Below are 14,761 nucleotides of genomic sequence, written 5' to 3' on the forward strand. Positions count from 1 at the left end.
GCATAGTTCAGATGATCTGGTAACAAGAAAAGCCCGCACCAGAGGCTTGTCGAGGGATGGAATGAGAGCCGTATTACTGTGTTTGTTGGGGCTTTGGCCCGCATTGAGTTTTGCCAACCTGTCTGCCGACATGGTGATAGTCAAGAAGTCGACCTATAGCCTGACCCTGATGAAGGATGGCAAAGAGGTGAAACGCTACTGGATTGCTCTGGGCCCGGCGCCCAAGGGGCACAAGCAGCAGGAAGGGGATCAGCGTACCCCGGAAGGGCGCTACACCCTCGACTACAAGAAGACCAATTCCGGCTACTACAAAGCCATCCATATCAACTACCCGAACCTTGATGACATCAAGCGAGCCAATGAGCTGGGTGTTCGTCCGGGTGGCATGATCATGATCCACGGCCAGCGCAACAGCATTGGCAACCGCAGGGTTCAGCCCTCCAACTGGACCAACGGCTGCATCGCCATGCTCAATCACGAGCTGGATGAGGTGTGGAGCGCCATCGAACCGGGCACGCCCATCATCATCGAGCCCTGATCCCCTCATTGACGCCCGCGACTCCGCGGGCGTTTTATTTCCCCCCCCCTGTGATGGCGTGACAGCGCTTGCTGTCCCGTGTTAGCTTTTTCGGCTCCCATTGGCAGTGACAAGGATGATCACATGATGTCAGCAACGAGCTTGCCCGAGCCTACGGGGAGACTCTGGTGGCGCGCTACGCTGGACATGCTACCGCTCTCCATTTCGGTGATCCCCTGGGGGATCCTGTGTGGCGCCCTGGCGCTGCAGGCGGGGCTGAGTCCGCTCCAGGCCCAGCTGATGTCGCTGCTGGTCTACGCTGGCGCCGCCCAGCTGTCGGCCACCACCCTGTTTGGGGCGGGCACGCCTCTGCTGCCCATCATGGGCTCCACCATGGTGATCACCTCCCAGCATCTGCTCTACGGCTTCACCTTCCGCCGCGATGTCTTGCCGCTTTCTCTGCGCTGGCGGGCTAGCCTTGCCTTCTTCCTGACCGACGAGATGTTCGCGGTGGCGCTGAAAGACAGGGAGCGTAGCGGCCGCTTCAACCCGGCCTACGCCCTGATCGCGGGCTTCGTCTTCTACCTGTGCTGGAATCTGGCGACCCTGCTTGGCATTGCCGCTGGCCAGTACATCGACGGACTGGACAGCATGGGGCTGGATTTTGCTATCGCCGCCACCTTTATCGCCATGACGCTCCCTGCCATGAAGAATGTGCCCATGGTGGCGGCCACCCTGGTGAGCGGCGGCACTGCGTTGCTGACCAAGCCGCTGCTGGCGGAGATCCACATCATCGTCTCGGCCCTGGCTGGCATGGTGGTGGGCTATGTGCTGCATCGGATGAGGAGGTAACGTGAGCTGGCTGATGATTGGCCTGCTGGCCCTGATCACCTTTTTCAACCGCTTCGCCTTCTTTTCTCGGCTGACCCGCTATCAGCCGGGCGCCGAGATGGGGGCGTTTCTCAGCTTCTCGGCCCAGTCGGTGCTGACCGCCATCTGGTTGCCCATCGTCTTTAGCTACGAGCCGGGGATCGGTCTTGACTGGGATCCTGACTACCTGGCCGCCACCCTGTGGGTGACACTCTTGACCCTGCTGCGGCTGCCGACCCTGGTCGTGGTGGTGGCCGGTATGGGGGGCTTCTTCCTGTTGCGCTGGCTGGGAGGCGTGGTCGAGCTCTGGCCCTGGTGAAGAGCGAGTGGTGATTTTACCTTGCGGATGTCTCTATCTGACATTCGCCATGTCATGAATGTCACTTCAAAAAAAGCCTGCAAAAGGTGAGGATATGGGCTCTGTCCGTGAAGGAGTGTCCCATGTCTTTGATCGAAACCTGTCAGCGCATCGTGCGCGATCCCCATCTCTCCGCCGCCCAAAAGAGCCGTGCGCTGGCGCTGAGCGCCGAGAATGCCTTGCCTTACCCCGACTTGCCTGCCGCAGTCGCCGAGGCGATGGATCAGGGATTTCTCTGTGACATGTTTGAGGGGCATGCTCCCTACAAGCCGCGCTATGTGCTGCCGGACTATGAAAAATTCCTGACTCAGGGCTCCCCTTGGCTGGAGCTGGCGGCGCCGCAGGATTTCGACGAGGCGCTCAACGCCCTGCGTATCCTCTATCACCACGTTCCCTCGGTCACCGGCATGCCGGTCTGGCTGGGTCGGCTCGATCATCTGCTGCTGCCGTTTGTTGGCGAGCTGGATGACGAGACCCTCTATCGCAAGCTGAAGGGGTTCTGGGTCTATCTGGATCGGGTGCTGCCGGACGCCTTTATGCACGTCAACATCGGGCCGGATGACAACCGTATCTGCCGCCTGATCCTGCGCATCGACAACGAGCTCAAGCAGGTTGCCCCCAACCTTACCTTCTTCCACGATCCCGAGCAGACCCCGGACAGCCTGCTGCTGCAGGCGGTGAAAAACATCGCCGAGTGCAGCAAGCCGCACATCGCCAACTACCCGATCCATCGTGACACTTTCGACAATCGCGGCTTTGGTATCGTCAGTTGCTACAACGCCCTGCCGCAGGCCGGTGGCGCCAATACCCTGGTGCGTATCTCCCTCAAGCGGGTCGCCGAGCAGTGCCAGGGGATCGATGATTTCCTCGGTTGCTTGCTGCCCCACTACTGCCGTCTGGCCTCCCAGCTGATCGAGGCGCGTGCCGCCTTCCTGCATCAGGAGTCCGGCTTCTTCGACAGCTTTCTGGTCAAGGAGGGGCTGCTGGATGAGGATCGTTTCGTCCCCATGTTCGGCATCTACGGCATGGCGGAAGCGGTCAATATCCTGATGGATAAAGAGAATCTGCCGGATCGTTACGGCCGTGACGAGGAGGCGAACCAGCTTGGCTATCGCATCTCGGCCCAGCTCTCTGGCTATGTGACCAGCACGCCGCAGACCCACGCCTGGGGTGGCCGCGCGCTGCTGCACTCGCAGGGTGGCCTCAGCGTCGATGTGGCCGTCACCCCCGGGGTGCGCATCCCCTACGGTCAAGAGCTGGATCCGGCTAGCCATGTGCTGGCGCTGGCACCGCACCACAGCTATTACCACTCGGGGATCAGCGAGATCCTCACCCTGGATCCCACCATCCGCCAGAACCCGCAGGCGCTGTTGCAGCTCTGCAAGGGGGCGCTCGCCATCGGCATGCGCGAGTTTACCGCCAACGTGGCCGACAGCGATCTGATGCGGGTGACCGGCTACATGATCCGCAAGAGCGATCTGGCACGCTTCGCAGAGGAGGGCTCGCGGCTACAGACCACCTGTCTCGGTGCCGAGGCGAGTGAAGTGACCGCCATCCGCCAGCGGGCACCGCGAGTGGTCGCCCACGAATCGACCATCTGCGAGTATTGAGTTCGCTCCTGATGGCTGATGCCTTGCCAACACGCAGCGCCCTGGTAAGCAGGGTGCTGCCGTTCTCCTGTGTCGACGGGCCGGGCAACCGGCTGGTGCTGTTTCTGCAGGGGTGCAACTTTCGCTGCCCCGGCTGCCACAACCCGCACACCATAGGGCTGTGCGACGATTGCGGTGACTGCCTTGCAGTCTGCCCGAGCGGTGCCCTCTCTCTGGATGAGGGCCGCCCTGGCGAGCGCAAGGTACGCTGGCAAGCGGCGCTCTGCACCGACTGCGACGCTTGTCTGGATGCCTGCCCCCGCAGTGCCAATCCCAAGACCGCCACCATGACGGTGGCCGAAGTGCTGGCCCTGCTGCGCCGCTACGGCCCGCTGCTGAGCGGGATTACCGTCTCTGGCGGCGAGGCGACCACCCAGCTCCCGTTCGTGGTTGCGCTGTTTTCCGCCATCAAGGGATCGCCGGATCTGGCCCATCTCAGTTGCCTGCTCGACAGCAACGGCTCGCTCGCCGAGACCGGCTGGCAGCGGTTATTGCCGGTGCTCGACGGCGCCATGCTCGATCTCAAGGGGTGGCGCGACTCGGTACATCACTCCCTGACCGGCTATGGTCGCGAGCGGGTGCTGGCCTCGCTGCAACTGCTGGCACGCCACGGCAAGCTGACTGAACTGCGGCTGCTCCATGTGCCGGGCAAGAGCGATTTTCTGGATGAGCGTGGTGAGCTGGAAGCGGATCTCGCCGCTTTCTTGCAGCAGCTTGGGCCTGTGCCCATTCGCCTCAATGGCTTTCGCCACCACGGGGTGCGGGGGGCGGCGGCGCAATGGCCAGAGGCCAGCCAAACCGAGCTGGAACAGCTAGCCAGCCGTTTGCGCGCAGCGGGGCTGGGGCCGGTGTCACTGCCTGCCTTGTTGCGCTGAGTGGCTGCGTCATCCGGTGACCGTCATTGCGTGAGGAGCGGCATGTAAAGACCGCAACTGTGATTTCTGTCTATTGGAGGGGAGCGCAACGGCGGCTAGAATAATGGCCACCATCTTCCCCCTCAATGACAGATAATCATGAGTGAAAGCAAGGCGTTATATCGGGTGCAGTTTATTTGCCACAGCGAGCGCTACGAAGTCTATGTGCGTGAAGTCAATCAGGGCCAGCTGTTCGGTTTTATCGAGATTGCCGACTTCGTCTGGGACAACCACACGGCGCTTATCGTCGATCCCAGCCACGAGAAGCTCAAGAGCGAATTTGCCGATGTGCGCCACACCCTGATCCCCATGCATCAGGTGCTGCGCATCGATCAGGTCAGAAAGCAGGGGGCGGCCCGCATCACGGATCTGGGCAACAACGTTGCCTCCTTCCCCAGCCCCATCTATACCAAACGCCCCTGACCCCTCATTGCCGTTGATGTTTCGCCGCGGCGAAACATCAACCTCTTTTTTCTGTCGCCCGGCTCAGGGCTGTATCAACTCGCGACCCAGTTGCAGGATCCGCTGGCGGAACCAGTGGCGGGCCGAACCGTCTCCGGTCGGGCCGTACCAGACCAGGCTGTGACTCACTTTGCCGTAATCGAATGGTGCCGGGCGCAGCACCAGATCCGGCTGACTGGCCATGCAGGCCGCCCAGCCACCGATGGCGGTGAGGATCAGGTCGGTCTGGGGCAGCAGGGCCGCGGCGCTGGCAAAATCGGGCAGGGTGGCGCCAATCTGGCGGCGCACCTGTTGCTGGGCCAGGCTCTGCTCGAAGAAGGGGTTGGCCAGCTCCTGATCCCGAATGGCGATATGGCGCCAGCTCAGGTAGGCATCGAGATCCCAGGGTTGGGTCAGTGCCGGGTGATCTTTACGCAGCAGGCAGACCAGCTTCTCCTCCCGCAGGGTCTCCCACACCAGTCCCGGCTGGCGCGGCAACGGCTGGCTCTGGTCATGGGGCAGGATCACAAAGTCGAGCTTGCCCGCCGTCAGTGCTTCCAGTCCCTGCTCATCCTTGTTCCAGATCTCCGGCACCATGCCCGGCACCTCCTTCATCAATTGACCCAGAATGGGGCCCACCGGCCAGGTCATCACGCTCTCGCGCAAGCCCAGCCGCAAGCTGCCCTGCCACTGCTGGGGGTTGAAGGCATTCTGGCGGGTGAGACCGTCCAGCTCCCCCAGCAGTCGGTGCAGGGTGGGGGCCAGTCGATCGGCCATGGGGGTGAGCAGCAGCTGGTTGCCCTGACGATAGAGCAGTTGATCCCCCAGCAGATCCCGCAGCTGGTTGAGGGTCTTGCTGACGGTGGAGGGGGTGGTGCAGAGCCGCTCGGCGGTGCGGGTGACGCTCTGGTTGTCGAGCAGCAGGTGCAGGGTGACCAGATGGCGACCTCCCAGCCGAGAGAGAGCGATCAGATCCATAGTGGCTCCTGAAGATAAGTAGATGAAATAAACAGGTTCGGGATCAGGGAGATTCAGCGTGACCGGCTGGCATTCTCTCACAGCCGGGGGAGGGTGAGCAGACCCATCACGGGGTGACAGCGAGCGCAACAGACAAAAAAAGCCCCGCCAAAGCGGGGCTGGAGCGGATTAGCCCTTGAGCACGGCCGCCATGGCATCGGCCACGTAGTCGACGTTGCGACTGTTGAGGCCCGCCACGCACATGCGACCGGAGCGCACCAGATAGACGGCGAACTCCTCGCGCAGGCGGTCAACCTGCTCCGGCGTGAAGCCGGTATAGCTGAACATGCCACGCTGGCTGATGAAGTAGCTGAAATCGCGGCCCGGCACCTTGGTGCTCAGCACCTCGAACAGCTTCTGGCGCATTCCCTTGATGCGGGTGCGCATCTCGGTCACCTCATCGACCCACAGGGTGTGCAGATCTGGCTGGCTCATCACAGCCGCGGTGATCTGGCCACCGTGAGTGGGGGGGCTGGAGTAGTTGCGACGCACAGTGGCCTTCATCTGGCCCAGTACCCGGCTCGCCTCTTCGGCATCTTTGCAGATCACCGACAGGCCGCCGCAGCGCTCGCCGTAGAAGGAGAGGTTCTTGGAAAACGAGTTGCTGACGAAGAAGCTGACACCCGCGGCCACCATGGCGCGAATGGCGTAGGCATCCTCTTCCAGTCCGTCACCGAAGCCCTGATAGGCGATATCCATAAAGGGGATCAGGTTCTTCTCGACCACCAGCGCGATCACCCGATCCCACTGGGCGCGGGAGAGATCCACCCCGGTCGGGTTGTGGCAGCAGGGGTGCAGCAGCACGATGCTTTTCGCCGGCAGGGCGCTCAGGCAGTCGATCATCCCATCGAACTGCACGCCGCCGGTGGTTGCATCGTAGTAGGGGTAGTCATGCACCTTGATGCCAGCGCCTTCGAACATCGCCTTGTGGTTATCCCAGGTTGGATTGCTGACCCATACCTCGGAGCTCGGGAAGTAGCGTTTGAGCAGATCGGCGCCGATCTTCAGGGCACCGGAGCCGCCGATGGTCTGGATGGTGGCGATGCGTCCTGCTTTGACCGCTTCATGGTCGGCACCAAACAGCAGGTGCTGCACTGCGGTGCGGTAGTTGGCGGCGCCTTCCATCGGCTGGTAGGGGCGCGGCGCCGGGGCGGCCGCGCGCTGGGCTTCGGCCTGCTGCACTGACGGCAGCAGCGGAATGCGGCCCTGCTCGTCGTAATAGAGGCCGATCCCCAGGTTCACCTTCTGCTCGCGGGTGTCTTTGTGGAAGGTCTCGACCAGGGTCAGGATGGGGTCGCCAGCATAGGCATCGACGTGTTCAAACATGGGGGATCCTTGAAATTGACTGTCCAGTAAAACCGGCGGTCAGCCGGGCTGAACATCATGGCGTAATCCCCATGTTGCCTCAAGCAGTTCGCATCCATCCCCGCTCTCCCCTTCGTTGCAAGTTGCGGTGGCTGGCGGTCGCTCCACAGGGATAGCCAGATTTATCGCCAAACCCCGTGCTGACTTTGAGGTCGCTTAAGCTCCAGTACATGGTTCATCGATTAATATGGTGAATCATCAATTATTTCATCTAGTTACAGACGTTATACCAGAGCGGTCACTGTCCGGTTCGGTGGCGATGGGTAGACCGGATTCAATGACACAACCTACACCTTCTGATTCTCTCACTGCCCCCGGTGCTAACTGGCGCGGGCTGGGCGGCTGGAACCTCTATTTTCTGGGCAAACTGGCGCTGTTGTGGGGGGGATATCTCAATTTCCACCCGCTGGCCAATCTGGTCTTTGCCGCGTTTCTGCTGTTTCCGCTCCCCTCGACGCTGCTGCGGCGGGCAAGGTTGTTGATTGCCCTGCCGACAGGTGTCGGGCTCTTCTATCACGATACCTGGCTGCCGGGGATCGAGAGCATCATGGGGCAGGGCAAGATGGTGTTCTCGTTCACCTTCGATTACTTCCTCGAGCTGCTGGGTCGCTTCATCAACGGGAACATGGTGGGGGTCGCCTTTGTCATGCTGACGGGGTACCTGTTTCTGGCCAGATGGCTGCGCTTTACCCCCTGGATGCTGATCTCCCTGTTGTGGCTAACCCTCTCACCCCATCTTGCTTCGCTGGGATTGCAATCTCCTTTCCGTGAGGCGCAAGCACAAGCCAATGTGCCGGGTGGGGCGACGGTGGTCGCCATGCCGGTTACCGCCAGTCAGACGCCGGATCAGGGGGCTGCGCCCACCAGCGATAACCTCAATGGCTATCTGGATCGCTTCTACCAGTCGGAGCGGGATCGGCGGGTCAGCTTTGCATCATCCCTGCCAGCCGACGCTGAACCCTTTGATGTGCTGTTGCTGCAAATCTGTTCTCTCTCCTGGAGCGATATCGAGGCGAGCGGCCTGACCGATCACCCCCTGTTGAGCCGCTTCGATGCCCTGTTCAAGAGCTTCAACTCATCGACCTCTTACAGCGGGCCTGCCGCCATCAGATTGTTGCGATCCAGCTGCGGTCAGGTGAGCCATCACGATCTCTATCAGGCACCCCAGGCAGAGTGTCTGCTGATGGATAACCTGGCCCGGCTCGGATTTGCAAAAGAGATAGTGATGGATCACTCGGGCACTTATGGCAACGACCTCAAGTCATTGAAGGCTTATGCCGGGGTCAGCAGCGAGCCCATGGACAAACAGGGTCTGCCCTATGAGGTGACCTCCTTCATCGGGGAGGCGATCCCCAACAGCGACGCCTTGCTGACGCGCTGGTTGCAGCGGCGTGTCGAGAGTCCATCCAGCCGCAACATCGCCTATTTCAACATCACCACCCTGCACGATGGCAATCGCTGGGCCAGCTCCCGGCAGATCGCCCCGTTCAAGGCGCGGCTGCGTGCCTTGATGGATCAACTCGATGAGTTCATCACCCGGCTGGAGCAGTCCGGTCGCAAGGTGATGGTGGTGATGGTGCCGGAGCATGGCGCAGCCCTTTCCGGTGATCGTCTGCAGATGTCCGGCTTGCGCGATATTCCCAGCCCCGCCATCACCCGGGTGCCGGTTGGTATCCGGCTGGTGGGGGCCCGTGCAGAGCATACCCCCACCCGGATCATCGATCAGCCCAGCAGTCTGCTGGTGATCTCGGAACTGGTCGCCAGAGTGGTGGCGGGTAACTACTTCGGCAGCGACACCATCGACTGGGGCGGGCTGTTCAACAACTTGCCCCAGACTCCGGCCGTCTCTGAAAACCAGGGCGCCAGCGTCATCCAGTATCAGGGCCAGTACTACATCAAGCAGGGGAAAGGGGACTGGGTTCCCTATCCCCGTTAACGGAGCGTATCAGCAATGAATCTGGGAATCTTGACGGTCAACCCGCCGCTGACTGCCAGCACTGGCAAGCCGCAGAGCCAGTGCGACGTGGGCCGTTTGCAGCAGGAGTTTGCCCTGCATCTGAGCTATCAGAATATCCTGCTAGAGGAGCAGTTGGCCGTCATCCGCCAGCGCTATCCCCTGCTGGTCGAGTGTGACATGAGACACCGCGGCCAATGAGGGTGATCGGCGTGCGGGGATTGCGTGGTGGCGTGGGGGCGACCTCTATCGTGGCCGGTCTCGCCTGGGCTGCCGCCCGGCAGGGGGCCCGGGTGCTGGTGGTCGATCTCTGTCAGGATAATCTGCTCGGGCTGCATCTTGGCCGCCCCCATGATGAGCAGTCGGGTTGGAGCCAGCTGACGGCCCCCGCCCGCCAGTGGCGCGACAAGGTGCTGCACTGCGTTGCCGATATCGACCTGTTGGCCCACGGTGGCGCGGAGGTGTCGGGCTCCCTCGACTGGCTGCAACAGTTGTCGGGATATGATCTGATCTTGCTGGATATGCCACCCGGACTCGCGCTGCCGTGGCTGAGTCTGCAACTGACGGTGATCCATGCCGATGCCAATTGCCATGCGCGTCTCTATCGCCATCAGCTGGCCCCCAACGAGCGGCTGTTGTTGACCCAGTTCAGCAGTCGCCGTGCCCTGCAGCAAGATCTGCTGGAGCTCTGGCTGCAAGCCGGACTGCCGATCCTCAGCGTCAGGTTGCATCGAGACGAGGTCATGGCCTGTGCGCTGGCGGCCAAGCAACCGGCAGGGGCCTATGCCCCAGAGAGCATGATTGCCCATGAACTGACGGAAATTGCCAGCTGGTGTCTGCGGGGCGAGCTGGCACAGTGAGCCTGCTCTGGTTGGTGACCCCCGAGGCCAGCACGCGGATCCGTACCCGCTACCGGCTGCTGCGCCAGCGCCAAGCCTCCCGTTGGGCTGCCTTCACCCTGACCAGCTGCGGGTTGCTGGCCTGGGCGCTCTTTCCCCTTGAGAATGCCAACTGGCAGTGGCTGCTGGCTCGGCGCGCGGAGTTTGCGTCAGTGAGAACGCGCCCCGGCGCCGGTGATCCGCTGCGGCTGTTGCTGCAGGGGCTCTGGCTGCTCTGCTGGCGAACAGCAGCGGGGAGTCGGGCCGCTGGCCGTTCCCGCTGGCGGGTCAGGTTTGCCGGGTTTGGCAAGGCGCACTTGCAGCGAGTGCAACGGGTGACGGGAGATCTGGTGGCGCGCTATGAGATGCCGCTGACGGCCCGCACCCTGAGCTGGCAGGGTAAGCTGCTCGGTACTGTGGCTGGCTTGCTCTCGCTGCTCTGCATCACCCAGCCCTTTGACCCGCAGGCCCAGCTCTTTTTTGTGTTGTTGCTGGCTCTCATCGCCCTGCTGCTGCGGGTGGTGCCGGGGCGCTATCCGGCGCTGATGCTGATCGTGCTGTCGGTGACCGTCTCCTGCCGCTATATCTGGTGGCGCTACACCTCGACCCTCGACTGGTTCGATCCCGTGAGCCTGTTTTGCGGTTTGCTGCTGTTGCTGGCAGAGACCTATGCCTGGCTGGTGCTGTTGCTGAGCTACTGGCAGACCGCCTGGCCGCTGCATCGCAAGCCGGTGCCGCTGCCAAGGGAGCGGTCGTGCTGGCCGACGGTGGATCTGATGATCCCGACCTACAACGAGGATCTCTCCATCGTCAAAGGATCCGTCTATGCGGCGCTGGCGCTCGACTGGCCGCAAGAGAAGCTGACCGTCTGGCTGCTTGATGATGGGGGGAGAGAGGGGTTCCGGCAGTTTGCCGAAGAGGCCGGGATCCGCTACGTGGCGCGCCCCACCCATGAGCATGCCAAGGCGGGCAATATCAATCATGCCCTGCAGATGGCGAGCGGCGAGTTGGTGGCCATCTTCGACTGCGACCACATACCGACCCGCTCCTTCTTGCAGATGACGGTGGGGTGGTTTTTCAAAGATCCTGCCCTCGGGCTGGTACAGACCCCCCATCACTTCTTCTCGGCCGATCCCTTCGAGCGCAATTTGCGCCGTTTTCGCAAGATGCCCAACGAAGGGGCCCTCTTCTACGGTCTGGTACAAAATGGCAATGACATCTGGGATGCCAGCTTCTTCTGCGGATCCTGTGCGGTGATCAAGCGCAGCGCCCTTGATGAGATTGGCGGCATAGCCGTGGAGACGGTGACCGAGGATGCCCACACCTCGTTGCGACTGCATCGCAAGGGCTATCACTCCGCCTATATCAACATTCCCCAGGCTGCCGGGCTGGCGACCGAGAGTCTGTCGGCCCATATCGGCCAGCGGATCCGCTGGGCGCGCGGCATGGTGCAGATCTTGCGGCTGGACAACCCCTTGTTTGGCAAAGGGATAAGCCTGGGTCAGCGGCTCTGCTACTTCAACGCCATGCTGCACTTTCTCTCCGGGATCCCGCGCATGATCTTCCTGACTGCGCCACTCGCCTTCCTGATCCTGCATGCCTACATCATCTACGCCCCGGCCATGACCATCGCCCTCTACATGTTGCCCCATATCTTCCACAGCGCCATCACCAACTCGCGGCTGCAGGGCAAGGTGCGCCACTCCTTCTGGGGTGAGGTCTACGAGACTGTGCTGGCCTGGTATATCGCCTGGCCCACCACGGTTGCCCTGTTTGCTCCCCACCGGGGCAAGTTCAATGTCACCGCCAAGGGGGGATTGAACGAGCAGGGCTATCTCGATCTGCCGCTGTCACGCCCCTATCTGGTGCTGGTGCTGCTCAACTTCTGCGGGCTGGGATTCGGGCTCTGGCGGCTGCAGGCCGGGCAAGCGGACGAAGTGCCCGCGGTGCTGCTCAGCATGATCTGGACCCTCTACAACCTGACCATTCTTGGCGGGGCGCTGGCGGTGGCATTCGAGGCGAGGCAGGTGCGCAGCAACCCCAGAGTGGAGATGAACATGAGCGCCGCCATCAAGCTGGGTAATGGTTTTATCTACCCCGGCACCCTGACGGATTACTCCAACGGCGGCGTCGGTCTGCAGCTGGCGACAGCGCTGCCCCTGCAAGAGAACGACCGGGTCTGGTTGCTGCTGCGCAATGGCCTGCGGGAGTCGGCCTTTGCCGCCCGGGTGCGGCGTGTGATGGGGCATAGGGTTGGTCTGGAGCTGGAAGATATGGATAAAGCGCAACACATCGCTTTTATCCAGTGCACCTTCGCCCGCGCCGATAGCTGGTCGTTCTGGCAGCAGGGGCTGGGTAAGGATCGCCCGCTGCACAGCCTGCTCGATATTGCCCGGGTCGGATGGGGGGCCTATGGGCGCCTCGCCCGGGGCACCCCGCTACTCCCCCTTTGCAATCTGTTCGAGCGGCTGGCTCGCTGGCTGCTCTCCTATGTTCCACGTCGCGTTGCGCCTGCAGGCCGGTTGCCGACATCGATGACCCAGACGGTGAAAGGATGATGAAACTACAACACCTAATACTGCCGCTGCTGCTGGCCACCCCGGTTGCGTTCGCCACCGGCTTGCCTGCCGATTCGCCAGAGATTGGGCCACAACCGCCCGTGGCTGCACCGGTGCGCACCTTGGCGCTGACCCTCGAGCAGCTGGCAGCCGCACCGGGCACCCTCTCCCTGCGTGGCAATCTGCCGGATGGATTGGCCGACTTCACCGTGCGGCGCGACGAGGTGGTGACAAAGGCGGCGGTCGATGTGGACTTCACCCCATCGCCAGCACTGTTGCCGCTGATCTCCCAGCTCAAGATCTACTTCAATAACGAGCTGATGGGGGTCTCGGCATTTGCCAAGGAGCAGATGGGGCAGCGCAGTCAGGCCCGTTTCGAGCTGGATCCCCGTTACGCCAAGGATTTCAATAACCTGAAGTTCAACTTCATCGGCCACTATCAGCGGGTGTGCGAGAACCCGGCCAGCGATACCCTGTGGCTCAATATCAATCGTGACTCCCGGTTGACGCTGCAGTTGCAGACCCTGCCGGTGCGCAACGAGCTCTCCTTCTTTCCCATGCCTTTCCTCGATACCCGTGATGAGGGCAAGCTGGTGCTGCCCATGGTGTTTGCCGGTGAGGTTTCCCCCGTCCAGCAGCAGGCGGCGGCGATCCTCGCCTCCTGGTTCGGGGTTAAAGCCAAATGGCGGGGGCAGCACTTTCCGGTGCTGATGGACAAGGTGCCGGAGCGCAATGGCATCATCTTCGCGACCAACGGGCAACGTCCCGCGTTCCTGCGCGACTACCCCGAGGTCAGCGGGCCGACCATCGACATGATCAGTGCCCCCGATAACCCTTATGTGAAATTGCTGCTGATCCTGGGGCGGGATGATCAGGATCTGGTCACCGCCAGCAAGGGGATTGCCCAGGGCCATGTGCTGCTGCGTGGCCAGAGCGTGCAGGTGGAAGCCGTCACCCCGCTGGCGTCGAGAGTCCCCTACGACGCACCCAACTGGGTGCGGCTGGATCGGCCGATGCGCTTTGCCGAGCTGCTCGACTACCCGACCCAGCTGCAAGCCTCTGGCTATGCCCCCTGGCCGATGAATCTGACCCTGCGGCTGCCCCCCGATCTCTACATGGCGGGCTCGCAAGGGGTAAAACTCAATCTCGATTATCACTACAGCACGCCGACTCTGCGCAACGGCTCCCGACTGGATGTGATGGTCAATGGCCAGTTCATGAAGTCCTTCACCCTCGAACCGGATGCAACCCGTGGCCAGCAGTGGCTCACCCTGCCGCTCTGGCTGGCGGGGGATGACGGCACCCGGGCGCTGACCATGCCCGGTCTCAAGACCAGCCAGGCCAACAGTCTGGGATTCAAGTTCGAATATGCCCGCCAGATGATGGGCGGGGATGAGGAGGGGCGCTGCGATCTGACCCTGCCGCCACCCCATCTGGTGCGTATCGATGACGAGTCGACCATCGACTTCACCGGCTATCGCCATTTTATCGAGATGCCGGATCTGCGGGCCTTCTCTGGCGCCGGTTTCCCCTTCAGTCGGCTGGCTGATCTCTCACAAACCCAGATAGTGATGCCGCAAAATCCATCGTCAGAACAGATAACGACTCTGCTCGATACCCTGGGGGCTATCGGTGCCGAGACCGGTTATCCGGCGCTGGCGGTGACCCTGACCAGTGATTGGCAGCAGGCGCGGGAGGCCGACCTCGACACCTTGCTGATCGGCGAGCTGCCCGCCGAATTTCGCCACGATGCAAAACCGGATGCCCTGCTGGCGTCGACCCGCAGCTGGGTCAACCAGCCAAGACGGGAGAATCGACCGGAGCTGGCGGGCTCCCCGAGCGATCGCCAGCCCGAGAGTCGGGTCGCCATGACCGGCAACCGCGCCATTGCCGCCATTGTGGGGCTGCAATCCCCGGTCCATCCCCAGCGCAGTCTGGTGGCCATGCTGGCCGATGGCCCGGCTGGTGCCAGGCTGCTCAATGAGGCGCTGCAGCAGAACGAGCTGCGGGCGCAGGTGGCGGGGTCGGTGGCCATCATCCGGGCATCCGGGGTGAACAGTCTGGCGGTGGGGGATCGCTACACAGTGGGCTACCTGCCCTGGTGGGAGCACATCTGGCAGCAGTTTGCCCACCATCCATTGCGGCTGGTTGGTCTGACCGTGGCGTGCATGCTGTTGCTTGGCTGGGGGCTGCGAGTCCTGCTGGCCGGGATCAGCCGTCGTCGTTTGAAGGAAGAGTAA

Annotated in this window: 13 protein-coding genes; 11 read left to right on the forward strand and 2 right to left on the reverse strand. The window is 62.3% G+C overall.

Annotated elements, in window-relative coordinates:
* Positions 1-61 precede the first annotated feature (61 nt).
* The 6 genes from CF137_RS08870 (at position 62) to CF137_RS08895 (ending at position 4,731) form a co-directional block, all read left to right on the forward strand.
* The gene (locus CF137_RS08870; protein WP_042059638.1) at positions 62-538 is read left to right on the forward strand and encodes a L,D-transpeptidase family protein; all 477 of its coding nucleotides are present in this window, start codon (positions 62-64) and stop codon (positions 536-538) included.
* A gap of 123 nt (positions 539-661) precedes the next feature.
* Positions 662-1,369: an AzlC family ABC transporter permease gene (locus tag CF137_RS08875; RefSeq protein WP_101323542.1), complete on the forward strand. Its 708-nt coding sequence runs from the start codon at positions 662-664 to the stop codon at positions 1,367-1,369.
* A 1-nt stretch (position 1,370) separates the two neighbouring features.
* Complete coding sequence (locus tag CF137_RS08880) at positions 1,371-1,706, forward strand: AzlD domain-containing protein (protein WP_139718785.1); 336 nt, start codon at positions 1,371-1,373, stop codon at positions 1,704-1,706.
* Positions 1,707-1,828: 122 nt separating this feature from the next.
* Entirely contained in the window at positions 1,829-3,355 is a 1,527-nt protein-coding gene (locus CF137_RS08885) for a YjjI family glycine radical enzyme (RefSeq protein ID WP_139718786.1), read from the forward strand.
* Positions 3,356-3,366: 11 nt separating this feature from the next.
* Positions 3,367-4,269, forward strand: a complete 903-nt coding sequence (locus CF137_RS08890; protein ID WP_139718787.1) for a YjjW family glycine radical enzyme activase — start codon at positions 3,367-3,369, stop codon at positions 4,267-4,269.
* A 138-nt stretch (positions 4,270-4,407) separates the two neighbouring features.
* The gene (locus CF137_RS08895; RefSeq protein ID WP_042024162.1) at positions 4,408-4,731 is read left to right on the forward strand and encodes a DUF1820 family protein; all 324 of its coding nucleotides are present in this window, start codon (positions 4,408-4,410) and stop codon (positions 4,729-4,731) included.
* Positions 4,732-4,794: 63 nt separating this feature from the next.
* Here the strand turns inward: CF137_RS08895 and CF137_RS08900 are convergent, their stop codons facing one another.
* The gene (locus CF137_RS08900; protein ID WP_139718788.1) at positions 4,795-5,727 is read right to left on the reverse strand and encodes a LysR family transcriptional regulator; all 933 of its coding nucleotides are present in this window, start codon (positions 5,725-5,727) and stop codon (positions 4,795-4,797) included.
* Positions 5,728-5,895: 168 nt separating this feature from the next.
* The gene (locus CF137_RS08905; protein ID WP_139718789.1) at positions 5,896-7,092 is read right to left on the reverse strand and encodes an amino acid aminotransferase; all 1,197 of its coding nucleotides are present in this window, start codon (positions 7,090-7,092) and stop codon (positions 5,896-5,898) included.
* Between the two features lie 316 nt (positions 7,093-7,408).
* Between CF137_RS08905 and bcsG the strand changes: the two genes are divergently transcribed.
* Genes bcsG through bcsB form a run of 5 tightly spaced genes read left to right on the forward strand, consistent with a single transcriptional unit; the run spans position 7,409 to position 14,761 of the window.
* Positions 7,409-9,067: a cellulose biosynthesis protein BcsG gene (gene bcsG / locus CF137_RS08910; protein ID WP_139718790.1), complete on the forward strand. Its 1,659-nt coding sequence runs from the start codon at positions 7,409-7,411 to the stop codon at positions 9,065-9,067.
* Positions 9,068-9,082: 15 nt separating this feature from the next.
* On the forward strand, positions 9,083-9,286 hold the full coding sequence (locus CF137_RS08915) for a cellulose biosynthesis BcsR family protein (RefSeq protein ID WP_101323548.1): 204 nt from the start codon (positions 9,083-9,085) through the stop codon (positions 9,284-9,286).
* Positions 9,283-9,945 carry a cellulose biosynthesis protein BcsQ gene (gene bcsQ, locus CF137_RS08920; RefSeq protein ID WP_139718791.1) on the forward strand — a complete coding sequence of 221 codons (663 nt, stop codon included), beginning with the start codon at positions 9,283-9,285 and terminating at the stop codon, positions 9,943-9,945. Before CF137_RS08915 ends, bcsQ begins: the two co-directional genes overlap by 4 nt.
* On the forward strand, positions 9,918-12,521 hold the full coding sequence (bcsA, locus tag CF137_RS08925) for a UDP-forming cellulose synthase catalytic subunit (RefSeq protein WP_240038533.1): 2,604 nt from the start codon (positions 9,918-9,920) through the stop codon (positions 12,519-12,521). The genes bcsQ and bcsA overlap by 28 nt, the downstream gene beginning before the upstream one ends.
* Positions 12,518-14,761, forward strand: a complete 2,244-nt coding sequence (gene bcsB / locus CF137_RS08930) for a cellulose biosynthesis cyclic di-GMP-binding regulatory protein BcsB (RefSeq protein WP_139718792.1) — start codon at positions 12,518-12,520, stop codon at positions 14,759-14,761. The genes bcsA and bcsB overlap by 4 nt, the downstream gene beginning before the upstream one ends.

The organism is Aeromonas sobria (assembly GCF_006243315.1).
GTDB classification, from domain to species: domain Bacteria; phylum Pseudomonadota; class Gammaproteobacteria; order Enterobacterales; family Aeromonadaceae; genus Aeromonas; species Aeromonas sobria_A.

Excerpts from the sequence above, each read along its gene's own strand:
- CF137_RS08870 (WP_042059638.1), top strand. The coding sequence starts at position 62 with ATGAGAGCCGTATTACTGTGTTTGTTGGGGCTTTGGCCCGCATTGAGT.
- CF137_RS08875 (WP_101323542.1), top strand. The coding sequence starts at position 662 with ATGATGTCAGCAACGAGCTTGCCCGAGCCTACGGGGAGACTCTGGTGG.
- CF137_RS08900 (WP_139718788.1), bottom strand. The coding sequence starts at position 5,727 with ATGGATCTGATCGCTCTCTCTCGGCTGGGAGGTCGCCATCTGGTCACC.
- CF137_RS08895 (WP_042024162.1), top strand. The coding sequence starts at position 4,408 with ATGAGTGAAAGCAAGGCGTTATATCGGGTGCAGTTTATTTGCCACAGC.
- bcsG (WP_139718790.1), top strand. The coding sequence starts at position 7,409 with ATGACACAACCTACACCTTCTGATTCTCTCACTGCCCCCGGTGCTAAC.
- CF137_RS08890 (WP_139718787.1), top strand. The coding sequence starts at position 3,367 with ATGGCTGATGCCTTGCCAACACGCAGCGCCCTGGTAAGCAGGGTGCTG.
- bcsB (WP_139718792.1), top strand. The coding sequence starts at position 12,518 with ATGATGAAACTACAACACCTAATACTGCCGCTGCTGCTGGCCACCCCG.
- CF137_RS08905 (WP_139718789.1), bottom strand. The coding sequence starts at position 7,092 with ATGTTTGAACACGTCGATGCCTATGCTGGCGACCCCATCCTGACCCTG.
- CF137_RS08915 (WP_101323548.1), top strand. The coding sequence starts at position 9,083 with ATGAATCTGGGAATCTTGACGGTCAACCCGCCGCTGACTGCCAGCACT.
- bcsQ (WP_139718791.1), top strand. The coding sequence starts at position 9,283 with ATGAGGGTGATCGGCGTGCGGGGATTGCGTGGTGGCGTGGGGGCGACC.
- CF137_RS08885 (WP_139718786.1), top strand. The coding sequence starts at position 1,829 with ATGTCTTTGATCGAAACCTGTCAGCGCATCGTGCGCGATCCCCATCTC.